Annotated in this window: 19 protein-coding genes; 11 read left to right on the top strand and 8 right to left on the bottom strand. The window is 46.2% G+C overall.

Features of this window, described 5'->3' with window-relative positions; translation table 11 throughout:
• Window position 1: 1 nt before the first annotated feature.
• Genes gspE through gspC form a run of 3 tightly spaced genes read right to left on the bottom strand, consistent with a single transcriptional unit; the run spans window position 2 to window position 4,463 of the window.
• Window positions 2-1,504, bottom strand: coding sequence for a type II secretion system ATPase GspE (gene gspE, locus L0991_12795; GenBank protein XGB62253.1), 1,503 nt, complete (start codon window positions 1,502-1,504; stop codon window positions 2-4).
• On the bottom strand, window positions 1,504-3,528 hold the full coding sequence (gene gspD, locus L0991_12800; GenBank protein ID XGB62254.1) for a type II secretion system secretin GspD: 2,025 nt from the start codon (window positions 3,526-3,528) through the stop codon (window positions 1,504-1,506). Before gspD ends, gspE begins: the two co-directional genes overlap by 1 nt.
• Before the next feature lie 41 nt (window positions 3,529-3,569).
• Window positions 3,570-4,463, bottom strand: a complete 894-nt coding sequence (gene gspC, locus L0991_12805; protein ID XGB63900.1) for a type II secretion system protein GspC — start codon at window positions 4,461-4,463, stop codon at window positions 3,570-3,572.
• A gap of 315 nt (window positions 4,464-4,778) precedes the next feature.
• On the opposite strand from gspC, the gene hslR reads away from it, so the two are divergent.
• From hslR to L0991_12825, 4 genes are all read left to right on the top strand, one after another.
• Entirely contained in the window at window positions 4,779-5,165 is a 387-nt protein-coding gene (gene hslR, locus L0991_12810; protein XGB62255.1) for a ribosome-associated heat shock protein Hsp15, read from the top strand.
• Between the two features lie 18 nt (window positions 5,166-5,183).
• Window positions 5,184-6,062: an Hsp33 family molecular chaperone HslO gene (hslO, locus tag L0991_12815; GenBank protein ID XGB62256.1), complete on the top strand. Its 879-nt coding sequence runs from the start codon at window positions 5,184-5,186 to the stop codon at window positions 6,060-6,062.
• Between the two features lie 337 nt (window positions 6,063-6,399).
• Entirely contained in the window at window positions 6,400-8,025 is a 1,626-nt protein-coding gene (gene pckA / locus L0991_12820) for a phosphoenolpyruvate carboxykinase (ATP) (protein XGB62257.1), read from the top strand.
• A 153-nt stretch (window positions 8,026-8,178) separates the two neighbouring features.
• A complete protein-coding gene (locus L0991_12825; GenBank protein ID XGB62258.1) occupies window positions 8,179-10,149 on the top strand; it encodes an AsmA family protein in 1,971 nt (656 codons plus the stop codon).
• A gap of 44 nt (window positions 10,150-10,193) precedes the next feature.
• Here L0991_12825 and L0991_12830 read toward each other — a convergent pair whose 3' ends face one another.
• Genes L0991_12830 through L0991_12840 form a run of 3 tightly spaced genes read right to left on the bottom strand, consistent with a single transcriptional unit; the run spans window position 10,194 to window position 12,496 of the window.
• Entirely contained in the window at window positions 10,194-11,129 is a 936-nt protein-coding gene (locus L0991_12830; protein ID XGB62259.1) for a bifunctional GNAT family N-acetyltransferase/hotdog fold thioesterase, read from the bottom strand.
• A 16-nt stretch (window positions 11,130-11,145) separates the two neighbouring features.
• The gene (gene dtd / locus L0991_12835) at window positions 11,146-11,580 is read right to left on the bottom strand and encodes a D-aminoacyl-tRNA deacylase (GenBank protein XGB62260.1); all 435 of its coding nucleotides are present in this window, start codon (window positions 11,578-11,580) and stop codon (window positions 11,146-11,148) included.
• On the bottom strand, window positions 11,552-12,496 hold the full coding sequence (locus tag L0991_12840; protein ID XGB62261.1) for a virulence factor BrkB family protein: 945 nt from the start codon (window positions 12,494-12,496) through the stop codon (window positions 11,552-11,554). The genes dtd and L0991_12840 overlap by 29 nt, the downstream gene beginning before the upstream one ends.
• Window positions 12,497-12,538: 42 nt before the next feature.
• On the opposite strand from L0991_12840, the gene L0991_12845 reads away from it, so the two are divergent.
• Window positions 12,539-13,180 (top strand): DUF2959 domain-containing protein, encoded by a 642-nt coding sequence (locus L0991_12845; protein XGB62262.1) that lies wholly within the window; start codon window positions 12,539-12,541, stop codon window positions 13,178-13,180.
• A gap of 31 nt (window positions 13,181-13,211) precedes the next feature.
• Window positions 13,212-13,742 carry an AAA family ATPase gene (locus L0991_12850; protein XGB62263.1) on the top strand — a complete coding sequence of 177 codons (531 nt, stop codon included), beginning with the start codon at window positions 13,212-13,214 and terminating at the stop codon, window positions 13,740-13,742.
• 240 nt (window positions 13,743-13,982) lie between these two features.
• On the opposite strand, the gene typA is transcribed toward L0991_12850, so the two are convergent.
• A complete protein-coding gene (typA, locus tag L0991_12855) occupies window positions 13,983-15,818 on the bottom strand; it encodes a translational GTPase TypA (protein XGB62264.1) in 1,836 nt (611 codons plus the stop codon).
• Between the two features lie 562 nt (window positions 15,819-16,380).
• Here typA and glnA point away from each other — a divergent pair.
• From glnA to L0991_12880, 5 genes are all read left to right on the top strand, one after another.
• A complete protein-coding gene (gene glnA, locus L0991_12860; GenBank protein ID XGB62265.1) occupies window positions 16,381-17,790 on the top strand; it encodes a glutamate--ammonia ligase in 1,410 nt (469 codons plus the stop codon).
• 227 nt (window positions 17,791-18,017) lie between these two features.
• Window positions 18,018-18,575: a DUF4124 domain-containing protein gene (locus L0991_12865; protein XGB62266.1), complete on the top strand. Its 558-nt coding sequence runs from the start codon at window positions 18,018-18,020 to the stop codon at window positions 18,573-18,575.
• 168 nt (window positions 18,576-18,743) lie between these two features.
• Window positions 18,744-19,820, top strand: coding sequence for a nitrogen regulation protein NR(II) (gene glnL, locus L0991_12870; protein ID XGB62267.1), 1,077 nt, complete (start codon window positions 18,744-18,746; stop codon window positions 19,818-19,820).
• A gap of 108 nt (window positions 19,821-19,928) precedes the next feature.
• Window positions 19,929-21,332 carry a nitrogen regulation protein NR(I) gene (gene glnG / locus L0991_12875; protein XGB62268.1) on the top strand — a complete coding sequence of 468 codons (1,404 nt, stop codon included), beginning with the start codon at window positions 19,929-19,931 and terminating at the stop codon, window positions 21,330-21,332.
• 107 nt (window positions 21,333-21,439) lie between these two features.
• On the top strand, window positions 21,440-24,004 hold the full coding sequence (locus L0991_12880) for an EAL domain-containing protein (protein ID XGB62269.1): 2,565 nt from the start codon (window positions 21,440-21,442) through the stop codon (window positions 24,002-24,004).
• Between the two features lie 83 nt (window positions 24,005-24,087).
• Here L0991_12880 and hemN read toward each other — a convergent pair whose 3' ends face one another.
• A complete protein-coding gene (gene hemN / locus L0991_12885; GenBank protein ID XGB62270.1) occupies window positions 24,088-25,479 on the bottom strand; it encodes an oxygen-independent coproporphyrinogen III oxidase in 1,392 nt (463 codons plus the stop codon).
• Window positions 25,480-25,625: the final 146 nt, after the last annotated feature.

Here is a 25,625-nt window from a genome sequence, read left to right on the forward strand (position 1 = left end):
ATTAGACTTCCTTGGTCACGCGCATCACTTCTTCTAGAGACGTTATCCCTTTCCGAACTTTGCTCAAGCCATCTTCTCGAATACTTGGGGTTGTGCCACGAATTGCTTTTTCAATCGCTTGTTCGCCGGCTTCACTGTGGATCAGCTCTTGTACCGACTCATCAACCATTAACAACTCATGAATACCAGTACGGCCTCGATAACCTTTGTTGCTGCAATGCTCACACCCTTTGGCATGGTAAAGCGTCAAACTCTCTTTCTTCTTCAAGCCAAATAGCTTCTTCTGCTCTTTGTCTGCTTCGTAAGGCTCTTTACAGTCGTTACACAAGGTACGAACCAAGCGCTGCGCTAACACACCAAGCAGTGAAGAAGAGATAAGGAATGGTTCGATACCCATATCACGTAGACGCGTAATGGCACCTACTGCGGTATTGGTATGGAGGGTCGACATCACTAAGTGACCCGTCAAAGAGGCTTGAACCGCAATCTCAGCAGTTTCTAAGTCACGAATCTCACCAATCATTACCACATCCGGGTCTTGACGAAGAATCGCACGTAAACCGCGAGCAAAGGTCATATCCACCTTAGGGTTTACTTGTGTTTGGCCGATACCATCAATATCGAATTCGATTGGATCTTCAACGGTAAGAATGTTGCGTTCGTTGCTGTTCAGCTCTTGCAGGCCTGCATACAAAGTTGTGGATTTACCCGAACCTGTAGGACCCGTTACCAAGATAATGCCATGTGGACGCTGAATCAGTTTACGGAAGTTCTCGTGGTTCTCTTCCGTCATACCCAAGCTGTGCAGGTCTAGGCGAGTCGCGTTTTTATCCAACAGACGCATTACCACACGCTCACCGTGTGATGAAGGCATGGTAGAGACACGAACGTCGACGGCTCGGCCACCAATACGCAATGAAATACGACCATCTTGTGGCACGCGTTTTTCCGCAATATCTAACTTCGCCATAACCTTTACACGCGACACGAGCAGCGGCGCAAGTTTACGGCTTGGTGCAAGAACATCACGTAATACACCATCAATACGGAAGCGGATCGAAAGCGACTTCTCAAAGGTTTCGATATGGATATCCGAAGCACCTTCTTTGATCGCCTCACCCAACATCGCATTAATCAGCTTGATGATTGGCGCATCGTCTTCTGACTCAAGTAAGTCTTCATCTTGTGGCAGCTCTTCTGCCAATGAGAAGAAGTCGTCACTGTCGGCGCCGATATCTTCCATCAATTGACGCGCTTCTGAAGAGTCGCGTTGGTACGCATCGGTCAGTTTTTTATCAAACTCATCTGCAGTGATCGCTTGTGGTGTAAAACCATTTTTCACCACACGACTCACTTCGATGATCGCCGCCGATTTCAGAGGCTCAACGTAATACAGTGTCGGCGCACGCTCTGGATGCTGATACTCGAGCACCATCTTGTAACGGTTCGCAAAGCTAAACGGCAAGCGCTGATAAGTTCGTGCCGCCCCTACCAATTCAGCCATTATTCTGTTTCCATCTGATCAATGAAGGCTTGAAGTTCAGCCGGGTAATTCATGCTTTCGCCAAATTTAGGCAGTACTGGAATATTATCGTCATCCATCAACTTCAGGCCCTGCTCTGACTTATACAGCTGTTCAGCACGGATGAAATTGTATTTACGCTGAGTGATACCATCGGCTGTCATACCATCACGAATGATGGTTGGCTTGATGAATACCATTAGATTCTTTTTCTCAACCTGAGTACTGGTTGATTTGAATAGGTGACCAAGCACTGGGATATCACCTAAGAATGGGACTTTAGATTCACTTTCTAATGCACGTTCATCAATTAGACCACCAAGAACCAGCATTTGACCGTCTTGAACAATCACTGACGTATTTAGCTGACGCTTGGCAAAACGAACATCAACCGCGCCGTTCGCGCCCAATACGTTCGACACCTCTTGCTCAATATTCAACTGAACTGAGTCGCCTTCGTTGATTTGTGGAACCACTTTAAGCTTGATACCCACTTCTTTACGCTCAACCGTTTGGAATGGGTTATCGTTGCTTGAACCCGCCGTCGAGCCAGTAAGAACCGGTACTTCTTCACCAACGATAAACGACGCTTCACCGTTGTCCATGACGGTAATGCTTGGAGAAGATAGGATATTTGAGTTTGAATCGGTCGCAACTGCGCTGATCAAAGCCGTCCAGTCGCCCATCACCACACTCATCGCGGCACCGTTTACGCCAGAAAGCGCAGAAGCTAATGTTGAGTAATCACCCTGCTCTGTCGTGGTTTCATTACGTAGGAACTTACCGTTCTCATCATATACAGCGGTTGTTGTCTCGGTGTCTTTAGCTTCTTCCAAGCCAACCATAACGCCACCAATCGAAGCACCAGTGTTGCTGTATTGAATCATGGCACCCGTTTCTAGGTTACCCCATTGCACGCCAAGGTTAACGCCATCGCCCTCTGCCATTTCAACAATCAAAGCTTCAATCAATACTTGAGCACGACGGATATCCAGCTGAGCAATCACATCTTGCAGTGCGTTCATGATATCTGGCTGTGCGGTAATCACTAACGAGTTGGTATCGCTGTGCGCTGAAATCACGACTTTATCGCGTTGAGACGAGCTGCCTTTAGTTGAAGTTTGCTTCTCCGACTGCAGGTTGTCCGACACACCTTTCAGTACATCGACTAAGTCTTCTGCTTTTGCATATTTAAGGTAGATAACTTGGTTGTTGCCCTTGGTTGCCATCTCGACATCAAGTTGCTCAATCAGCTTTCTTAAGCGGCTACGAACTTTAGGGTCACCAGAAATAAGAATTGCATTGGTACGCTCGTCGGCCACCAGCTTAGGTTGTAGGAATGCTGGGGTGTTTTTCGCATCGGTGGTTTTATTCAGTGCATCAACAATACGTACCATTTCCGCGGCTGAAGCATTCTTTAGCTCAACCACTTCGATCTCTTTATCACCGGCTTGGTCAACACGTTTGATGATTTCAGCTAAGCGATTTACGACTGCCGCTCGACCAGTAATTAGGATGATATTGGCTGGGTCGTAGTGAACAACGTTACCCGCACCCGCATTGTCGTTCAGTTGGCGAAGCAGAGGAGAAAGTTCACGAACCGAAACATTGCGGACCGTCACAACGCGAGTGACTACGCTGTCGCCTGCGATCGAGTCACGATCACCCACAACAGGAATTGCAGAAGTCTTAGAATCCTTAGCCTTAATGATCTTCAGAACACCAGAGTCCATTTCGACGACGGCATAGCCGTAAACCTCTAAGACGTTTAGGAAGAAGCTGTAATATTGTTCTTCATTGAGCACGTCATAGCTGCGCACGTCAATTTTTCCGCGCACCGATGGGTCAACGATGATCGTTTTCTCAAGGTTACGGCCAACAATATTAATAAACTCTTGAATATCAGTGCCTTTAAAGCTGGCACTAAAATCATTAGCGATGGCTGCGGGTGTGCAGATTAAGCTTCCTGCCAGTAACCATGCACTTTTCTTAAACCAATGCTTCACGTACTTCTCCTACACTTTCGTCTTTCATTAGACGCAAAGTTTTAAAATTCAATAAACACTTCATGTTGTTGCCCATCTCTCTCGACGACCAGGTTTAATTCTGTCAGTTCTGAGATTGAACGGAATATGTTGCCCATAGCAGCTGGGTCTGTCAGGTCTTGACCATTTAACTGAGTCGCAATATCTCCGTTTTGGAGCCCAACAGAGTTAAAAAGTTCTGAATCTTTGCCAGGGCTCACACGATAACCAATCACACTGTCATCGCGCTTCACTTGAGATAAGCGAACATATTGGAAGATTTGCTGTGGATCTTTCATTATCTTCGCTTTAATTTCATCGAGCTTCTCTTCTGCAGAAGCTGGGTTGTTACCACGCACAGAAGAAGCGCGGCGTGGTGCGGGTTCAGATACAGCCAGACGCTTATACTCGATGCCTTCTAGCATCAGGGTTTCATCTCGACCTGAGTTATCAATGATCACGCGATCAATTAATACGGCTTTGAGTTTGGCTCTGGTGCCTTCTATCTGTTCATTAATCCCATAAGTCGCTTGCGTGCCACGGTTGGCAATCACCGCTAAGCTCAATTCTGGGTTAGAACTGGCAACCGCACCCACTAACACTAAGTTAAGGCGAGTCTTAGGCGCATCCTGAATCACTTGTTGTTCAACCACTGCAGGCTTGCTTGGGTTGTAAGCACCAAACATGTTGCTCTTTTGCAAAGAAGAGATGTCTAAGGTTGATTGAGGAGTCGCAGACGAGGAGACTGTTGCTTTCCAAGGCACGACGGTTTGCTCGGCCGGTTCAATAAACCAGACAAGCTGTCCTAAAATCCATGCAGAGGCTGCAATAAGCACACAACAAATAGCGAGGCTCAGTTTCTGCTGAAGCACAAATCCATTATCTAATAAGCGGCTCAGCAGCGGGGAATTCCCCATACGACTTTTGAGCTCTAAAAAGTTCACTTTAACTGACCCATCCATAACTAAGAAAACTGTAACTTACTAAACTTTCAGCTTTTTATGCTTAAATTCTATCCATGCTTTCTTTAAAGCATAAGATCTTAAACTATATCATAGACAATCTATAAATCTTCATTACCTAAGCTATTTTGTAATCTTCCTTGAAAAAAAAGCACGTTGCCTCCACATAAGCTTCTAACAAATGCGATAAGCATCATCAAATAAAACAAGTCGCATAGTGTTGATAACAGTTCAATGCTACTCACTTCTCACTAAAAAGGCACAGCCTATATGAAAACTTCTAATGAAGCTGTCAGACTCGATAAATGGTTGTGGGCAGCGCGCTTTTACAAAACTCGCTCTATTGCTCGCAATATGGTCGATGGTGGCAAAGTCCACTATAATGGTCAGCGCAGCAAGCCAAGTAAGATTGTCGAACTTGGTGCAGTCATTACACTGCGCCAAGGTAATGAAGAAAAGACGGTAACGATCGAGAAAATTTCAGCCCATCGTGGCGGAGCGCCGATCGCTCAAACCCTCTATGAAGAAACCACCGAGAGCTTGGCGAAACGAGAAGAGTTTGCGAAACAACGCAAGCTACACGCACACAATCCAGCTCCAGAGCGTCGCCCTGATAAAAAGCAACGTCGTGACATCATCAAGTTCAAGCATCAATAAGCTAGAAGGAATAGCCAAATGGCAAACAATGTTTTAAATCGCTACCTATTTGAAGACCTATCAGTACGTGGTGAATTGGTACAAATGGATGAAGCGTACCAACAGATTATTTCTAGCAAGGAATACCCAGCTCCAGTACAAAAGCTGCTGGGTGAGCTATTGGTTTCAACCACGCTACTGACTGCGACCCTAAAATTTGAAGGCTCTATCACTATGCAGCTGCAAGGTGATGGCCCAGTATCTCTAGCAGTTATCAATGGCGACCATAACCAAAAGATCCGTGGTGTTGCTCGTTTTGAAGGTGATATAGCCGATGATGCTGGCCTACACGACCTAATGGGCAAAGGCCACCTAGTGATCACTATTGATCCTAAGAAAGGCGAACGCTACCAAGGTATCGTTGGTCTTGAAGGCGACACACTAGCTCAAGTACTTGAAGGTTACTTCGCAAACTCTGAGCAGCTTAAGACTCGTCTATGGCTGCGTACTGGTGAGCACGAAGGCAAAGCACACGCTGCTGGTATGTTGCTACAAGTTATGCCTGACGGCACTGGTACTCCAAATGACTTCGAGCACCTAGAGCAGCTAACAGACACCGTGAAAAACGAAGAGCTATTCTCTCTAGAAGCAAACGAACTGCTTTACCGTTTGTACAACCAAGAGAAAGTACAACTTTTCACACCACAGCCAGTTGAATTCTTCTGTGGTTGTTCTCGTGAACGAAGCGCAGCAGCGATCATTACCGTTGCTCAAGAAGAGATTTACGACATCCTAAGTACTGAAGGTAGCGTCGCTCTTCACTGTGATTACTGTGGTACGAACTACTCGTTCGACAAGAACGATGTTGATGCACTGTATGCAGAAGCAGCAGATAAAGGCAGCAATACGGTTCATTAATTTACGTCGTACCAAAAACACGTAATTTACCCCAAAAAGGTCAGCACTAAGCTGGCCTTTTTTGTGATCAAAATAGCGCAAACTTCGTAACATCTCGTAATAAAATCACTGCTTAATTTTAATCAATTAATAATGTTCCCGCCCCTAGCGCAAAGGTTTGCGTACAGGATAGACTAGTTAGGCCAATATGTGACGAGACACTTAAAACCACACGGTTAATATGGATATTTTTTGAGCTGTATCCCTGTTTCCCCCGAGTCTCGTTGCTAGCATGGTGAGCAGATAACAATAAAAAATTAATACAAAATCCCTACAAAATATCCTACAAGGAGCACCTATGACCGTTATGGAACATACTAAGGCTGCACAAATTGATCTAACTAAGCACGGACTTACTGGCGTTACCGAAGTTCTTCGCAATCCTAGCTATGAGCAGTTATTCGTTGAAGAAACACTGCCAGGTTTGGAAGGCTACGAAAAAGGCGTAGTAACGGAACTAGGTGCTGTTGCTGTTGACACTGGTATCTTTACTGGCCGCTCACCGAAAGATAAGTACATTGTTAAAGATGACACGACCCGCGATACCATGTGGTGGTCAGATCAAGGCAAAAACGATAACAAACCGATCACAACTGAAGTATGGAATGAGCTAAAAGAGCTTGTAACAACTCAGCTATCTGGCAAGCGCCTGTTTGTCATTGACGGTTACTGTGGTGCTAACCCTGATACACGCTTAAGTGTACGTATTATCACAGAAGTAGCGTGGCAAGCGCACTTCGTTAAGAACATGTTCATTCGTCCAACTGACGAAGAGCTAGCAACGTTCGAACCTGATTTCGTGGTAATGAACGGTGCTAAAACAACTAACCCGAACTGGGAAAAACAGGGCCTAAACTCTGAGAACTTCGTAGCGTTCAACCTAACAGAGCGTGTTCAAATCATCGGTGGTACTTGGTACGGCGGTGAGATGAAGAAAGGCATGTTCGCAATGATGAACTACCTACTTCCTCTGCAAGGTATCGCTTCAATGCACTGTAGTGCAAACGTTGGCGAGAAAGGCGATGTGGCGGTATTCTTCGGCCTATCGGGCACAGGTAAAACAACGCTATCAACAGACCCTAAACGTGAGCTAATTGGTGATGATGAGCACGGCTGGGATGACGACGGTATCTTCAACTTTGAAGGCGGTTGTTACGCGAAGACGATCCGTCTATCTAAAGAAGCAGAACCAGAAATCTACAATGCAATCCGTCGTGATGCACTGCTAGAAAACGTAACGGTTCGTGGCGATGGTTCTATCGATTTTGATGACGGTTCTAAAACAGAAAACACTCGTGTTTCTTACCCGATTCACCACATCGACAACATCGTTAAGCCAGTATCAAAAGCAGGTCACGCTCAAAAGGTTATCTTCCTGACTGCTGATGCATTTGGTGTATTACCACCAGTTTCTAAACTGACTCCGGAGCAAACAAAGTACCACTTCCTATCTGGTTTCACAGCGAAACTAGCAGGTACAGAGCGTGGTATCACAGAGCCGACTCCAACCTTCTCTGCAGCATTTGGCGCGGCGTTCCTAACGCTTCACCCAACTCAGTACGCTGAAGTACTTGTGAAACGCATGGAAGCAGCTGGCGCTGAAGCTTACCTAGTAAACACTGGTTGGAACGGTACTGGCAAACGTATCTCTATCCAAGATACGCGTGGCATCATCGACGCTATCCTAGATGGTTCTATCGACAAGGCTGAGACTAAGGTTATCCCTATGTTCAACCTAGAAGTGCCTCTAGCGCTGCACGATGTTGACCCTGCGATCCTAGATCCACGCGACACGTACACAGACCCACTACAATGGGAAAGCAAAGCGAAAGATCTAGCAGAACGCTTCATCAACAACTTTGATAAGTACACTGACAACGCTGAAGGTAAGTCACTGGTTGCAGCTGGTCCACAACTAGACTAATCCAAGCATCTGCTCGGGCTAAGCCAAAAGCGAACGCCCATTTAAAACGATATTTTTGTAGCAAGCCCCTCTTTTGAGGGGCTTTTTTGTTGATGCTTGCCCCTTTTTGTTCCACTCTGTTTTAAGACTATTGAAATGTAAGGCTTTTAGGGAATGAAAAAGGTATTCATGGTGTTGGGCATTGTGTTGGCTATCGCCGTTGCGGTTATCGCAGCGTTGCTATTAAGCCTACAGACTCAATACCGTGCGGATGTTGCTAACTTTTTTATCAAGCACACGGTTGACCAACCGGTGGTCATTGAAGATGTCGACTATCAAACGCCTTATCACATCACCCTAATGGGAATCACCTATACCCAACCAGAAAAGCAACCACCTCTGTATATCGATAAGGTCGATCTCTGGTTCAGCCCAGACTCTCTCATTGAAGCCAAACTCGTCTTAGACTCTGTATTAATCAGTGGTATCCAGTTGGAAGCGAGCGATCTAGAAACGCTCTCACCACTGTTAACCGAGCAAAACCTCAAGCTCCGCCAGTTGGCGATCAATAATCTGGATTTTTCGACCAACAGCTTTAACGTGCGAGGCATCGATCTGCAGATTGCCGAGCCAGCCTTTAACAATAACCAAACGCTGCTGCCTTACGGTAAAATCCAACTTTCCGCTTCACAACTCTATTGGCAAGGTGAAGCCTTCGATAATCTTCTGATCGACCTTGACCTTAAACCGAGCGACAGCACACTTTATGGTGCTTCGTTTGAATGGCGCGGTGCCAAAATTTCAGGGCAAGCAGAACAATATAAGCATGATTGGTCACTAGTGAATGTTACTGTAGATGGCTTACGCCTCAACCAGCAGCAAAGTCAGAGCCTATTAAGCAAAGAGTGGGACGTAGCGGGCATTCATATTAACCATATCAACAGCTTAGATATTTTACGCAGCGACATCGAATGGCCAGGCAGACACCTTGCGGCCTTTGACGCTTCACTAGAAAACATCAAATTGCCTTTCGAGATTTGGCGACAACAGAAAGCAGTTTTCTCGCTGCAAGCCGAAGGGGTCACTGTTGATGATGACATCTTCATCGAGCCAAATATCAAGCTAAGCCTAGAGCCAAACCAGATACTGATTGAAGATTTCTATACTCAATTTCTGCAAGGCACCGTTCAGCTCAATGGTGAGGTCACCCCTAGCAGCATTAGATTGGCTCAGCTCGACCTACAGGGCATTAAATGGGTCACTGAAAGCCAAAATAAAACACAGCGAGTAGCGCGCCTCTCACCCTGGCTTAAAGAGCTTCAACAAGCCTCTATAGAACGATTGAATGTAGAACGCACCCAACTCATCCAACTTGCACAAAAACCTTACTGGCAAGTCTCTGGGCTGTATATTGAAGGACACCAAGTTCAACTGCTGCAAGATAGAAAGCTAGGATTGTGGCAAGGAGAACTGATGGCCAGCGCAAACGACGCCAGCTATCAAAGCATTCTCAGCGCTCAACCTGTGATTGAAATGAACAGTGACCAAGGAAAATGGACACTAACACGCCTGTTTGCTCCACTGAAGCAGGGTTATATCGAAGCTAATGCGACACTCGATTTTAACCAAATCAGCAAACCGTGGAGTGTCGACATCTCAGCGGATGGCTTGCCTATCTCACCAATGCTGCAGCAACTCGACTTACCACTCGATGCCACAGGCTATGGTGAATTTGAACTGCAAGCTTCTGGTCTCTACGGCGATTCACTCATGCTGGGCTATTCAGCCACTGGTCAGCTGAAAGGCAGCGTTCGCCAGGGTGTGATGACCTTTAACGATACGCTTTCTGAAACCTCGACCGATAACGTGTTTGAAATCCCTGAATTAAACGCGAGTTTTGACCGTGGTCGCTTCACGCTTCAACCGATGCACATTATTGGTGCATCCGCTGCAGAGGAAGGTTCACAGAGAGTTCAAACTTTGAATGGCGAAGTTTCTGGAGAGCTAGACCTGCTTAAACCAGAACAACACACTCTCTCAGTTATGCTGTCCGACCCATGTAACCAAATATCTGGCAAGCTTGATCAACCGGAGTACGCAGCGATTAATGACTGCCAACAAAAAAGCGCCACTCCAGAGGAGTAGCGCTTTCAATTCATAACTCAACCTATCATCAAGCAAGCGTGAAGTTATTCGCTCACCTTGCTGTCACTTGACAGGATCTTCTTATAGTCAGGGATCAGCATGTAGGTGCCAGTAAACTCTACCGCTTCCACGTCACCGCTGTGGATGGTCACGTGAATAATGATACGAGCCTTTCTCCCTGATGCGAGGCGATCCAAGTCACCACTGATACCATCTAAAGAAGTAGAGGCTACAGGGTTTTGCTCCACAGGGTGGCGATAACGAATATTACTGTCTGCTAGAACAATATCGCCCGTCAGACCGCGCTCTTTCATCAATAGCCATGTCATTCCCCAACCAGTCAGTGTTGCTAGCGTAAAAGCAGAGCCTGCAAACATGGTGTTGTGTGGGTTCAGATTCGGGTTTAGCTGAGCACTACACTCGAACTGATAACCTGTGTACTGGTTTATCTTGATGCCCATCTTATCGCTGATAGGGATCTGATGCTCCCAACGCTGCTGAAGCTCATTACACCATTCAGGCTTACGCAGAACATCTGCCATTGGATCCAGCGGCTTCACCATCTGTTGGTGACGAACAGGACCACGTTGGTCGTTAATCTCACCACGACGCTCAAAGCTGTTCTTCTCATAAAATGAGATCGCATCTTCTCGCGCGTTACACACCAGGCGCTTAGCGCCCTCTTGGCGAGCCAGCGACTCTAGTGCGACTAAAATCAGTGAGCCCATGCCTTTACTACGGCGAGAGTTTTTTACCGCCATGTAGCGGATCTGACCTTCGAGATCTGGAGTGATATACAGACGACCAATCGCCATCGGACGACCTCGACCATCTACAATCATGCGATGGTGACTCATGCCATCGTATTCATCACGCTCGGAACCCACTGGCATTCGCCAAGGTTCGCGCAACATCTGCCAGCGAAAATGGTAATACTTGTTCAGTTGATTTTCGGTGGTTGGGGTTATGAGTTTAAACATGCTTATTCCTTTAAGCTTAAACCTGCAGCCAGAATGTTACTGGACCATCATTAACCAGAGACACTTTCATGTCGGCTGCAAATCGGCCACGTTCCGTTGGCAATACTGATTCACATTGGTCAGAGAAATAATTGTAAAGACGCTCGGCATCTTCTGGGTGAGCACCACGAGAAAAACCGGCTCGTGTACCTTTTTTGGTATCGGCTGGCAGTGTGAATTGAGAAACTACTAGCACCTTGCCATTCACCTGCTTCACGTTGAGGTTCATTTTATCGTCTTCATCTCCAAAGACACGATAAGTCGTCACTCGTTCCATCAAACGCTTCGCTTTGGCTTCGTCGTCACCTTTTTCTACGCCTAATAATACTAATAAGCCTTGTTCAATCTCACCAACTACTTCGCCATCAACACGGACGGCAGCTTCACTTACTCTCTGAATCAGTGCTATCACTGTTGTTTCCTTGCTCTGTGATTTTGTCGTTATCCGTGGAGTGTACCATTATTTTTTGCGTCTCACTCCACTCTTCCTTCTCACCGAGCGCAGCCGTCACCTCAGCACCCACCAGCACGATCAACCAACATAAATAAACCCAAACAAACAGAATCGGGATCGCCGCCAACGCACCATAGATCACCTGATATGAAGGGAACTGAGTGATGTAAGCAGCGAAGCCTTTCTTACTGAGTTCGAACAGTAATGCCGCCACCAAAGAGCCAGCAGCTGCATGAGAAAAGTGGATTTTCTTATTAGGTACCAATAGGTATAAACCAAAGAACGCAAAGAAAGAGAGAATCAGAGGGAGTTTGCGAATCAAAGTATTAAAGGCACCAGACACCACTTCGTTTTGTAGCAAACTTAGTGATGTCACATATGAGGTGGCTGCAATGCTCGCCCCAACCAAGATTGGCCCGAGAGTGAGCACCATCCAGTACATCGAGAAAGACAGCACTGCACGTCGCTTCTCGGTAACACGCCAGATGTAATTGAGGTTCTTATCGATGTTAGAGATCAGCATCAACGCGGCGATAAATAAGAACACACTACCAACCGCCGTCATTTTTCCCGTGTTAGCCACAAACTCTAACAAGGCACCATGCACCGCATCCCCTGATGCTGGAACAAAGTTAGTAATGATGAAGTTTTGAATCACGATACCCACATCCGCAAACACAGAAAATGATGACAAGATAGAGAGCAAAACCGTCAACATGGGTACGATTGAAAGCAAGGTAATGTACGCCAAATAGCCCGCATTCACATTGACTCGATCATGCGTCATACGCGCTAAAAGGTAGCGAAAATACTGGATACTAAGTATGCCGACCTTTGTTATCTTCAACTTGTATCTCCCTGGTAACTCGTTCATAGTTCTAATTAATATTCCGTTACTTAACTATAGGAAACAAGGATGCCTTATTTAATAGTTATAGTCCTCTCTATTTTTACTCTTACTGGATGCCAATCCGCTTATTACTCTGCAATGGAACAAGTGGGTTATCACAAACGTGACATCATGGTCGACAGAGTAGAAGATGCAAAAGAGTCGCAGCAGGATGCTCAGGAAGAGTTTACCAGCGCACTTGAAGCACTCAGCAGCCTGACTAATTTCAGTGGCGGCGACCTAGAAGACATCTACAACAAGATAAACGATAAATACCAAGACAGTGAAAAAGCAGCGCAAAATGTAACTGACCGAATAGCTGCGATTGAAGATGTGTCTGATGCGCTGTTTGAAGAGTGGCAAGCCGAGCTCGATCTCTACACCAGTGATTCCCTACGTCGTTCGAGTGAGCAAAAGCTGCGTGAAACTAAATCGTCTTACCAAACCATGCTGTCAGCTATGAAGCGTGCTGAGAAGAAGATGGGCCCAGTACTCAATACCCTTCGCGACAACACCCTTTATCTGAAACACAACCTCAATGCGAGTGCGGTTGGCTCACTACAAGGTGAGTTTATGAGTCTAGAAAAAGACATCACGTACGCGATCAAACAGATGAATGCAGCGATTGCTGAGTCGGATAAGTTCCTTGCTCAACTCAATCAGAAGTAACGCCTAAAAAGACAAAACAAGATAAGCCCGTATGAATCCAATCATTATAACTGGCGGCCCTGGCGCCGGAAAAACCACTCTGATTAATGCATTGGCTGATGCGGGTTACCTCACCTTCGCAGAGTCCTCTCGTCAGTTAATAGAACAGCAAAGTCAGCTTGAAGACGGTATCTTACCTTGGGTAGACCTTCCCGGCTTTGCTGAGCTTTGTTTGGGTGTGATGGACAAGCAAAAGGGCCAAGCCAATCAACATCCGATTGCCTTTCTCGATCGCGCCATTCCCGACATTTGTGGCTATTTGGCTCAGGCTAACCTAGAGATAGATGCGACCTACCGAGAAGCAAGCCAAGGCTATCACTCACAAGTCTTATTCTGCCGCCCAGAGACTTCGATCTATGTTCAAGATGAAGTGCGCCCTTATCCCTTTGAAGAAGCATTAGAGATTCACCACGCGCTGGTCAAAGTCTATCAAGAGCTTGGTTATGAGGTAGTTGAAGTGCCGTTTATGTCGGTCGCTGAGCGAGTGCAATACGTTGAAAGCCACCTGGAAATTAAAAGCTAGATTCCAGATATCTCGTTCCTCAACTCTGGAATGACGATTCGATGATAGGAAATGGATGAGGGAGAACAGGCACATAAGACACTCTCCCTCTTAGTATCTAGCTATCTCTAGTCTAAACACGCTCTTCGTATCCCGCATCTCGTGCACTCGTATCTTAGCTCACTAAAAAACAAAAGCCCTGAGCAGCTTGGCTACTCAGGGCTTTCTTATTTACTTAGCTAGAAGCTAGTCAGCGAGCAATTAAGCTTTAGCTGGACGTGCTGCACGCTTACGTTCGTTTTCAGTAAGAAGCTTCTTACGGATACGAATGTTTTCTGGCGTTACTTCTACTAGTTCGTCTTCGTCGATGAACTCAAGAGCTTGCTCTAGAGTGTGACGGATAGGTGGCGAAAGAACCTGTGCTTCATCAGTACCAGATGCACGAACGTTCGTTAGCTGCTTACCTTTCAGACAGTTTACTGTCAGGTCGTTTGAACGGTTGTGAATACCGATGATTTGACCTTCGTATACTTCGTCCGCGTGCTCAGCGAATAGACGACCACGTTCTTGTAGGTTGAATAGTGCGTAAGTCAGAGCTTTACCCGTTGCGTTCGAGATTAGAACACCGTTGTTACGTTGACCGATTACGCCACCTTTGTGTGGACCGTAGTGATCGAACGTATGGTAAAGAAGACCAGAACCAGACGTTAGCGTTAGGAACTCAGTTTGGAAACCGATAAGACCACGAGAAGGCATCATGAAGTCCATACGAACACGACCTTTGCCATCTGGAGACATATCAGTTAGCTCACCTTTACGTAGACCGATGTTTTCCATGATGCCACCTTGGTGCTCTTCAAGCACGTCGATAGTCACAGTTTCAAACGGTTCTGTTAGGTTGCCATCTTCATCTTTCTTGATGATTACTTCTGGACGAGATACTGCTAGCTCGAAGCCTTCACGACGCATGTTCTCGATCAAGATAGAAAGGTGAAGTTCACCACGACCAGATACACGGAAACGGTCTGGATCGTCTGTTTGTTCAACACGTAGTGCTACGTTGTGTACTAGTTCTTTCTCTAGACGCTCAAGGATGTTACGTGAAGTAACGAACTTACCTTCTTTACCCGCGAACGGAGAAGTGTTTACTTGGAACGTCATTGTTACTGTTGGTTCATCAACAGAAAGCGGAGTCATCGCTTCAACGTTGTTCACGTCACAGATAGTGTCAGAGATTTTAAGCTCACCAAGACCAGTGATTGCAATGATGTCACCCGCGTTAGCTTGTTCAACTTCGTGACGGTCAAGGCCTAGGTAACCTAGTACAGTACCTACTTTACCGTTACGCTTCTTACCATCAGCGCCGATGATAGATACTTGTTGGTTTGGCTTAACAGAACCACGAGTAACACGTGCAACACCGATAACACCTACGTAAGAGCTGTAATCTAGTTGAGAAACTTGCATTTGTAGTGGACCGTCAAGGTCAACAGCTGGCGCGTCTACTGTATCAACAACAGCTTGGAACAGTGGTTCCATGTCTGTACCAGTTTCGCCTTCAGTCATTGTTGCCCAACCGTTTAGAGCTGAAGCGTAAACAACTGTGAAGTCTAGTTGCTCATCAGTCGCACCTAGGTTGTCGAAAAGGTCGAATACTTGATCCATAACCCAATCAGGACGAGCGCCTGGGCGGTCAATCTTGTTGATTACAACGATTGGCTTAAGACCGTGTGCGAATGCTTTTTGCGTTACGAAACGAGTTTGAGGCATTGGGCCGTCAACTGCGTCAACGATCAGTAGAACAGAGTCAACCATAGACATGATACGCTCAACTTCACCACCGAAGTCCGCGTGTCCCGGGGTATCTACGATGTTGATGCGGTAATCATTCCAGTTGATTGCTGTGTTCTTAGCAAGAATGGTAATGCCACGCTCTTTTTCGATGTCATTCGAATCCATGACACGCTCTTCAGCTTCACCACGAGACTCTAGAGTGCCTGACTGTTGTAGCAGTTTATCAACCAAAGTCGTTTTACCGTGGTCAACGTGCGCGATGATCGCGATATTTCTTAACTTATCAATCTGTGGAGTAGACATGGATTCTCGATTCACTCATAAAAGTAGCCGCAAATGACCTCTGAAAATAGAGGAAATGCCACTAGCTTGATTAAAAAAACGGTCAATAATATACCAGATTCTAGACAAAAACCCAGAAATATGTGATCTGAACCAAGGCTTTTTTCTTAGTTAGCGATTCACATTGGCTTAACTTTGATTCAGTACAGTGTTGGCTAGCAAAATCTGTAGGATTCTAAAAAGTCTCGTACGCGAGTAACTCGCCAAAACTCCGGCTAAATAACAAAAGTGGATTGACAATGTCTGCAATTCATTGCTGAATGGTGTTCGCTTTTGTCTCATATTGGTGCATCGACAAACAAACGCACCAATACAGTGCAACCAAAGATCATTTTGGTGCAAAACTAGAGGCAGGCGAAACAGTAAAACAAGTAACATATTGAAATTAATGGAATAATTTTTTTGGCACGCTTTTGGCTATAGATAAATCAGCATCGATTAATGCACTTGTTAGACATTAATCAATGCTAGTTTCAACCGAATCGAGCTAATACCAAATTAATAACACTGGAGGTTATCCAAGATGTCAGTAGAAAACGTACTATCGCTGATCCAAGAGAACGAAGTTAAATTTGTAGACCTACGCTTTACAGATACTAAAGGTAAAGAGCAGCATATCTCTATTCCTTCTCACCAAGTTGACGCAGACTTCTTCGAAGAAGGTAAAATGTTCGACGGCTCTTCAGTAGCTGGTTGGAAAGGCATCAACGAATCTGACATGGTAATGATGCCAGACGCATCATCTGCTGTTCTAGACCCATTCACAGAAGACGCAACGCTAAACATCCGTTGTGACATTCTAGAGCCTGCAACTATGCAAGGCTACGACCGTGACCCACGCTCAATCGCAAAACGCTCTGAAGAGTACATGCGCTCTACAGGTATCGCAGACACAGTTCTAATTGGTCCTGAGCCAGAGTTCTTCCTATTTGACGACGTTAAATTTGCAACTGACATGTCAGGTTCTTTCTTCAAGATCGACGACATCGAAGCAGCATGGAACACAGGTTCTGACGTAGAAGGCGGTAACAAAGGTCACCGTCCAGGCGTTAAAGGCGGTTACTTCCCAGTAGCTCCAGTTGATTCATCTCAAGACATCCGTTCAGCAATGTGTCTAGTAATGGAAGAGATGGGCCTAGTTGTAGAAGCGCACCACCACGAAGTAGCAACTGCGGGTCAAAACGAAATCGCAACTCGCTTCAACACGCTAACAACGAAAGCTGACGAAACTCAAATCTACAAGTACGTTGTACACAACGTTGCTCACGCATTTGGTAAAACAGCGACATTCATGCCTAAGCCACTAGTTGGTGATAACGGTTCAGGTATGCACGTTCACCAATCTCTAGCAAAAGACGGCGTTAACCTATTTGCTGGTGATAAGTACGGCGGCCTATCTGAAATGGCACTTTACTACATCGGTGGTGTAATCAAGCACGCTCGCGCTATCAACGCATTTGCTAACCCATCAACTAACTCGTACAAGCGTCTTGTACCAGGCTTCGAAGCTCCAGTTATGCTTGCTTACTCTGCACGTAACCGTTCTGCTTCTATCCGTATCCCAGTGGTACCAAGCCCTAAAGCACGTCGTATCGAGCTGCGTTTTGGTGACCCAGCAGCTAACCCATACCTATGCTACTCAGCAATGCTAATGGCTGGTCTTGACGGTATTAAGAACAAGATCCACCCAGGCGAAGCTATGGATAAAGATCTATACGACCTACCAGCTGAAGAAGCGGCAGAAATCCCAACAGTGGCTTACTCACTAAAAGAAGCTCTAGAGTGTCTAGACGCTGACCGTGAGTTCCTAACAGCTGGCGGTGTATTCTCTGACGATTTCATCGACTCTTACATCGACCTTAAGTCTCAAGATGTAGAGAAAGTAAACATGACAACTCACCCACTTGAGTTCGAACTGTACTACTCTGTTTAATCTCTGGTAGATAAGCTTTCTTACTGCAATCATGTAAGAATCGCTGACTAAATATTAGGCTCGCCTCGCAGGCGGGCCTTTTTTATATTCTCCCACCCTCTCCTTCTTCGTAACATGCCTTAGATAATAGACAAAAGTCCTCAGAGGCTGTCGAACTAAATACAATAAAATCAATAACAAAATAACGATAAACGTGAAATCACCTAACGGTGAAAGGGGCCAACCATATGAAAAAAATACTGTTCCTGTTCGGGTTAACAGTCGCATTCTCATGCTCTGCTCAAACGGTTTATACCTGGGTAGATGAAGATGGCGTACTTCATTTTAGTGATACACCTACAGGCAAGGGGGCTAAATCTCTTGAGCTTCCGGATGTTCAAGCCTCAGCACCCGCACCTAAATTCGAGCCATCGAAACCCGTTGACGGACAAAGCGCCTCGGCTATTCCAAGCCAAGAGCAACCAAAAACACAACAGACCGAGCGAGAAGTCCCAGCACCATTAGCTCTTACTATGCTTACTCCCATTCACGACCAAACTATTCGCAGTAATCGTGGCTTCATCTCAATTCAAATCGAACTCAACCGTAAACTGGGCATAGGTGAGCAGCTGCAATTGATGCTCGATGGGCGACGCTATGGCGCACCACAAACCCAACCTAACTGGCAGTTGAAAGATATCGATCGCGGCACTCACACCATTGCAATTCAAGCACATAGAAGCGGCAAGCTTATTGCATCTACTAGTCCAGTCACCGTGTATTTACATCGAGCGACGATCAAGTAGGCCAATGGGTTAAAAGAGACTAGATAACATCAAATTTTTACCTGTTCTCAGCAGCTTTTCGCGACTTTTATGAATTATCTTTAGCTTCTGATTGATATGCGCCATACTTGAACTTCGCTACGCACCAATTTGGTGCAGTGAGAAAAACACCAGTTCAAGGACGAAATAGTGAATCGATCAGCCAAAAGCGACAGCATAGATACACACCATCTTTCCAACGCCATTCTCGACAATATGGTGACATCGACATTGATGCTCGATGAACAGTTATACGTGCGATACGCCAACCCGGCAGCTGAACAGCTCTTTTCACAAAGTGCGAGACGCATTGTTGATCACCCACTGAGTCAACTTATCCAACATGCCTCGCTCGACCTAGCACTGCTTACTCAGCCTCTACAAAGCGGCCAGAGCATTACCGACAGTGACGTGACCTTTGTTGTCGATAACCGCCCGCTGATGCTTGAAGTGACGGTAAGCCCGATCACCTGGCAGCGCGAGACCCTATTACTTGTTGAGATGCGCAAGATCGACCAACAAAGACGTCTCAGCCAAGAGTTAAACCAACATGCACAACAACAAGCAGCGAAGCTGTTAGTGCGTGGTTTGGCGCATGAAATAAAGAACCCGTTGGGTGGCTTAAGAGGGGCGGCACAACTGCTTGGAAAGATGCTTCCCGATCAATCACTGAATGAATACACCCAGATCATTATTGAGCAAGCCGATCGCTTACGCGCCTTGGTCGACCGTCTGCTTGGCCCGCAAAAACCAGGAACCAAGTCAGAAGAGAACCTCCACCAGATACTCGAAAAAGTCAGGCAGTTGGTCGAGCTCGAATCTGGCTCAACATTAGCTATCGAACGAGACTACGATCCAAGTCTGCCACCAATTGTGATGGACTCAGCGCAGGTTGAACAAGCGATGCTCAATATCGTGAGCAATGCGGCGCAGATTTTAAAAGAACAGGACTCTGGCAAGATCACCATTCGCACCAGAACGGTGCATCAAGCCAACATTCATGGTCAGCGACACAAACTCGCAGCACGCATTGAGATCAGCGATAACGGCCCGGGCATCCCCGATGAGTTAAAAGACACCCTGTTCTACCCCATGGTCAGTGGGCGTGAAGGGGGCACTGGATTAGGGCTATCGATATCTCAAAACCTGATCGACCAGCACAACGGAAAAATCGATGTCGAGAGCTGGCCGGGGAACACAACATTTACGATTTACTTGCCCATTTAAACGAAGCAACGCCTCTCGATGGAGAAACCAAGCTTCAGGCAAGGAACGAATACAGAACAATAAAAACAATGATTATCACAATAGATTTGGCTGCAAAGGAATTGAATTATGAGTAAGGGATACGTTTGGGTCGTCGATGACGACAGCTCTATCCGCTGGGTAGTAGAAAAGACACTTTCATCTGCGGATATAAAGTGTGAAACATTTGCTGATGCAGAGAGCGTACTACTTGCGCTTGAACGCGAGACACCCGATGTACTGGTGTCAGATATCCGCATGCCCGGCATTGACGGGATTGAGCTATTGCATCAAGTGCACCAACGCTCTCCCGATCTACCTGTGATTATCATGACGGCGCACTCCGACTTAGATGCTGCGGTGAATGCTTATCAAAAAGGCGCCTTTGAATATCTGCCTAAACCGTTTGATATCGATGAGACACTTACCCTCGTAGAGCGAGCGATCGCTCACAGCCAAGAACAAAAGCGCGAACAAGCTAACGAAGCTTCTGAAGAGACCAACGCCCCTGAAATTATTGGTGAAGCACCAGCAATGCAGGAAGTATTTCGTGCTATCGGTCGTTTATCTCGCTCATCGATATCGGTATTGATTAACGGTGAATCGGGTACTGGTAAAGAGCTAGTTGCCCATGCTTTACATCGCCACAGCCCAAGAGCAAAGAAGCCTTTCATTGCCCTAAATATGGCGGCAATACCGAAAGACCTCATCGAGTCCGAACTGTTTGGTCACGAGAAAGGTGCCTTTACCGGCGCTAACAGCGTTCGCCAAGGGCGCTTTGAACAAGCCAACGGTGGCACCCTATTTCTGGATGAGATCGGTGACATGCCACTCGACATTCAAACTCGTTTGTTGCGTGTACTTTCTGATGGTCAGTTCTATCGTGTCGGCGGTCACTCAGCAGTTAAGGTAGACGTTCGTATCGTTGCCGCTACCCACCAAGATCTAGAACGACTAGTGCATGAAGGTGATTTCCGTGAAGATTTGTTCCACCGACTCAATGTTATTCGGATTCACATTCCTGCCCTACGTGAACGTAAACAAGATATCGAAAAGCTGACTCATCATTTCCTAGCCTCAGCGGCTGAAGAGTTGGGTGTGGAAGTGAAAACACTGCACCCAGAAACCATAATCAAGCTGAACCAGCTAAATTGGCCAGGTAACGTGCGTCAGCTAGAGAACATTTGTCGTTGGCTGACCGTGATGGCGAGTGGCAGTGAAATCCTTCCTTCAGACCTACCACCGGAGCTATTGGAAGAGAAAACCGTCGCACCATCAGGTACCGGCGATAACTGGCAGCAGCTGCTTGCTAATTGGGCAAAATGTGCACTTGATTCAGGAGAAAAAGAGCTGCTCACTTATGCTCTGCCAGAGTTTGAACGTATACTGCTAGAGGCTGCACTCAACCATACAAATGGTCACAAACAAGACGCAGCCAAGGTTTTGGGCTGGGGAAGAAACACCCTAACTCGTAAACTTAAAGAACTGTACTAGGCCTTATATGACTCTCGATGCAGCTACTTTTTAACCAAAAAAGTGTCGCTTGGTTTGAATAGTGTCGGTACAATTACAGTACACTATTCACCAAAGTTGTAGCAACGATGTCTTTGAAAACACAAATTACATTGAGAACCGCTGTGGTTCTGCCCTTCGTGCTGATTTTTCTATTCACTATGGGCGTAATGGTTTTCACTCAAAAGCAAAGCTACAAAGAGATGGTGAGTGATATTAGTGCACGCCAGCTAACATCACTCACAGACAATGTTCATCAAAGCCTAGATGAATTCTTAGAGAAGCCATTTCACGCCAACCTCTCGTTAAGCCAAAACATCGGCTATCACAAGCTTTATCAGCCAGGAAACCTTGGCAAGGTTCAAGACTACATCCTTTACAAGTTCTCTGACCATTTCACGGCTGTGCCGCAATTGGATGTGATCGGCTTTGGTTCAGAAGACGGCAACTACGTTGGTTTTCGTAAAGAGGCTAATAACGGCTATACCTTAATGGTGCAGGATGACCGCACTCAAGATCAGCTAGTTATCTATCGCGGCAGCAAGATCAGTGACGATATTCGCTCGGTCATTTCTGGATACGATCCAAGAGTTCGCCCTTGGTATCGCCCAGTAGTGAACACCAAAGAGGCGTCATGGTCTCCGATCTATGCCAACGCCGATGAACGCCAAGAAATCACCTTGTCAGCTCTCGCCCCGATCTATGACGACAATGAGTTCAAAGCGGTGATCGTCAGTGATATCAAGATCAACACCTTTAACGCGTTCTTGAGAGAAGTGAAGGAAAAAACCGATGCGTCGGTTTACATCATCGATCAACAGCAACGCTTAGTCGCTCACTCTGGCAGTGGCAGTGTGGTTTCTTGGGGTACAGGCAAAACCAATAGAGGCCAACGCTTATTAGCTACCGAGAGCGCTAACCCAGTCATACGCGAGAGTGCTAGCTACGTTGACCAACAGCACTTGATTGAAAAAGAGGGGCTCCAACGCTTCAGATTCACCTTAGATGGCGAACAGTACTTCAATCAAATTACTCCCTACCAGGATGAACATGGCATCACTTGGTTTATCGGTATGTCAATTCCCAAAACCAACTTGCTTGGCGAGCTGCCTGAAAACCAAAGGGATAGCTGGCTGATTGGGCTCACTGTGAGTTGCATTGGCATCTTACTCGGCTTAATCGCCTTCAACCGCGTGACCCAGCCAATCACCTCAACCGCTGATGCGGCAAAGCGCCTTGCCAACGGTGATTGGGATACCAATATGCCGAAGTCTGGCCATATTTATGAAACCAGTATGTTGGTCGAAGCATTCAATGAGATGGCCAACAATCTAAAGGCTTCATTTAAGCAATTGCAGTCTCAACTGACTTACGATTCGCTCACTAAGCTTTATAGTAGAGAAGGTTTTATCGATGCAGCTAAGAAGAGCGCGGTTAATGAGAAAGGCACGCTTTTCTTAGTCGGCATTGACCGCTTTCGCGACATCAATGACAGCCTTGGTCATTACAATGGTGACCAACTGTTGATCATCTCCGCGGCGCGCTTACGTGGCATGCTACCTTCAGAATATCTACTCGCCCGCGCCGGTGGTGATGAATTTGCTATCTACGCACCAAATGTCACCCAAGAGAGTGAAGTTCAACTGCTAGCAAACCGCTTATTGCAAACCTTCGCCTCTCCGTTTGCAATGGAATCAGAGAGCGTGGTGATTAAAGTCTCGATTGGTATTGTCCATGTGCCCAACGAGCAAGATATTACAGTGTGGCTTCGTAATAGCAGCATTGCATTGAGTAATGCCAAGCAAGACAAAGCTCGAGTCAGTATTTACAGCTCTGAGATGGGCAATGCATCCAGGCACAGAACCAAGATGTTGGCGCGCCTCAATAAAGCGATCGACCTTCAACAGTTCGAACCGTTTTATCAGCCAATCATTGATCTTGAATCTGGCTCAACCATAGGGGCTGAAGCTCTCGCTCGTTGGGTAACGGATGAAGGTATTATCTCGCCACTAGAGTTTATTCCTCTTGCCGAGGAGAGCGGGCTCATCTACGACATAGGTAAGCAGATCCTACATAAATCTTGCCGAGATACGGCTATCGCGATTGAGTCAGGCAAGTGGAGTGAAGACTTCTCTATTCACGTTAATCTCTCAGTTGACCAGCTTAGTGAGAGTGGGTTCATTGATTTAGTTAAGAAGACTCTGAGTGAGACCAAGCTACCAGCGAAAAACCTCACTTTAGAAATCACCGAGTCACGAATCGTAGATAACGACCCGACTGTCATCGACAATATGCTGACACTCAAAGCCTTAGGTATCTCGATTGCAATTGATGATTTTGGTACCGGGTATTCGTCACTGGCCTACCTACAAAAACTGCCATTCGACTGCCTTAAGATCGACCGCAGCTTTGTCAGCAAGCTCGATAAAGAGAACCTAGATAGCTCAATTGTTGCCGCTATCGTCAATATCACCAAAGGCTTCAAGGTTAGCTTAGTCGCAGAAGGTGTTGAGACTCAGCAGCAAGCTGACTTGCTTAAACAGCTGCAATGTCCACAAGCGCAAGGCTTCCTATACAGCCGCCCGGTACCGTTTGAGCAGTGGCCAACTGATCTTGCTAACGCTAAACAAGACCGCAAAGAGACTCCTGCCTAAACAAGCTAAGATTAGCGTAAGCCGAATACAAAAATGCCAGCATGATGCTGGCATTTTTTATGTTTTGATTCTCGAGTGAGTGATTAGATAACGCGAGAGAATTGCTGTTGGCGAGCCTTAGCACGCAAGTATTTATCGAAACACATACAGATGTTACGAATCAGCAGACGACCACGAAGCGTTACGCGGATTTCTTTGTCGTCTACTTCAACCAAGTCATCGTTAATGAAGGTTTGCAGAAGCTCTAAGTCTTCTTTGAAGTAACGATTAAAATCAACAGCGAACTCAGATTCGATCATCGTCTTATCGAGTTTGAAGTTACAAATAAGCTGCTTAATCACTTCACGACGCAGCAAATCATCGTTATCCAGTGCTACACCTTTCCAAAGCGCATGACGAAGGTCATTCACTTGAGCGTAGTATTTCTTAAGTTCTTTTTGGTTTTGCGCGTAAGAGTCACCCACCATAGAGATAGCCGACACACCAAAGCCTACTAGGTCACACTCGCCCTGAGTCGTGTAGCCTTGGAAATTACGGTGCAACACACCTTCACGCTGTGCCACTGCTAGCTCATCTTCAGGAAGGGCGAAGTGGTCCATCCCGATAAACTGGTAACCCGCCCCCGTTAGAGTCTCGATAGTATCTTGTAAGATAGCCATCTTCTCTTCAGCTTTTGGCAGGTCTTCATCTTTAATCTTACGCTGCGCCGCAAACAGTTGTGGCATGTGAGCGTAGTTAAAGACCGATAGACGACCAGGTTTCATCTCAAGTACTTGCTTCAGCGTTTCAGCGAACAATGCTTGAGTCTGCTTAGGCAAGCCGTAAATCAAATCTAGGTTAGTTGAACGGAAGCCAAGCTCTTTAGCACGCTGGACCATAGCTACGATGAACTCTTCATCTTGCTCGCGGTTCACCAGCTTTTGCACTTCTTTATTGAAATCTTGAACACCGATACTCAGGCGGTTGAAGCCTTCATTACGCAGGTGATCCAGTACATCGAGTTCAATCTCACGTGGGTCTACCTCGATGCTGATCTCAGCGTCAGCAGTAAAGTTAAACTCATCACGTAGGATCATCATTAGACGCGTGATTTGAGCCTTGCTTAGGAAAGTTGGCGTACCACCACCGAAGTGCAATTGAGTCACTTCACGGCCATTCAATAAAGAGGCACGTTGGCGGATTTCATGTTCAATCACATCTAGGTACTCGTCCGCTTTGTGCGAGTGACGAGTAATCACCTTGTTACAACCACAGTAGTAACAAAGCTTATGGCAGAACGGGATATGTACGTAAAGCGACAGTGGACGCTCTGGGTATTGCGTACACGCCATGTCGTAATCAGAGACGGTAAACGCTTCATGGAACTCCAACGCAGTTGGGTATGAAGTGTAACGAGGTCCCGAATAGTTGTACTTGTTTAAGATTTCTTGGTCCCAAACGATTTGCTGATTCGTTGTTACTGGCTTGCTCGACATAGCGGTACTTCCAATTTAGATCCGCGAGAACCTAGGCTCTCTCAAATCAATTTACATACATTAAAATATAGACGGGTTATTTTGCCACACGACCTGTAAGGTCGTTTCAAGACAAAATCCATTTTCTAGATAAAAACTCAGAACTG

Origin of the sequence: Vibrio chagasii (assembly GCA_041879415.1) — a bacterium.
Lineage (GTDB): Bacteria > Pseudomonadota > Gammaproteobacteria > Enterobacterales > Vibrionaceae > Vibrio.

Bases quoted from the DNA above. Each gene is read 5' to 3' on its own strand.
- gspE (XGB62253.1), bottom strand. From the start codon at position 1,504: ATGGCTGAATTGGTAGGGGCGGCACGAACTTATCAGCGCTTGCCGTTT.
- gspC (XGB63900.1), bottom strand. From the start codon at position 4,463: ATGGGGAATTCCCCGCTGCTGAGCCGCTTATTAGATAATGGATTTGTG.
- hslR (XGB62255.1), top strand. From the start codon at position 4,779: ATGAAAACTTCTAATGAAGCTGTCAGACTCGATAAATGGTTGTGGGCA.
- hslO (XGB62256.1), top strand. From the start codon at position 5,184: ATGGCAAACAATGTTTTAAATCGCTACCTATTTGAAGACCTATCAGTA.
- pckA (XGB62257.1), top strand. From the start codon at position 6,400: ATGACCGTTATGGAACATACTAAGGCTGCACAAATTGATCTAACTAAG.
- L0991_12825 (XGB62258.1), top strand. From the start codon at position 8,179: ATGAAAAAGGTATTCATGGTGTTGGGCATTGTGTTGGCTATCGCCGTT.
- L0991_12830 (XGB62259.1), bottom strand. From the start codon at position 11,129: ATGTTTAAACTCATAACCCCAACCACCGAAAATCAACTGAACAAGTAT.
- L0991_12840 (XGB62261.1), bottom strand. From the start codon at position 12,496: ATGAACGAGTTACCAGGGAGATACAAGTTGAAGATAACAAAGGTCGGC.
- L0991_12845 (XGB62262.1), top strand. From the start codon at position 12,539: ATGCCTTATTTAATAGTTATAGTCCTCTCTATTTTTACTCTTACTGGA.
- L0991_12850 (XGB62263.1), top strand. From the start codon at position 13,212: ATGAATCCAATCATTATAACTGGCGGCCCTGGCGCCGGAAAAACCACT.
- typA (XGB62264.1), bottom strand. From the start codon at position 15,818: ATGTCTACTCCACAGATTGATAAGTTAAGAAATATCGCGATCATCGCG.
- glnA (XGB62265.1), top strand. From the start codon at position 16,381: ATGTCAGTAGAAAACGTACTATCGCTGATCCAAGAGAACGAAGTTAAA.
- L0991_12865 (XGB62266.1), top strand. From the start codon at position 18,018: ATGAAAAAAATACTGTTCCTGTTCGGGTTAACAGTCGCATTCTCATGC.
- glnG (XGB62268.1), top strand. From the start codon at position 19,929: ATGAGTAAGGGATACGTTTGGGTCGTCGATGACGACAGCTCTATCCGC.
- L0991_12880 (XGB62269.1), top strand. From the start codon at position 21,440: ATGTCTTTGAAAACACAAATTACATTGAGAACCGCTGTGGTTCTGCCC.
- hemN (XGB62270.1), bottom strand. From the start codon at position 25,479: ATGTCGAGCAAGCCAGTAACAACGAATCAGCAAATCGTTTGGGACCAA.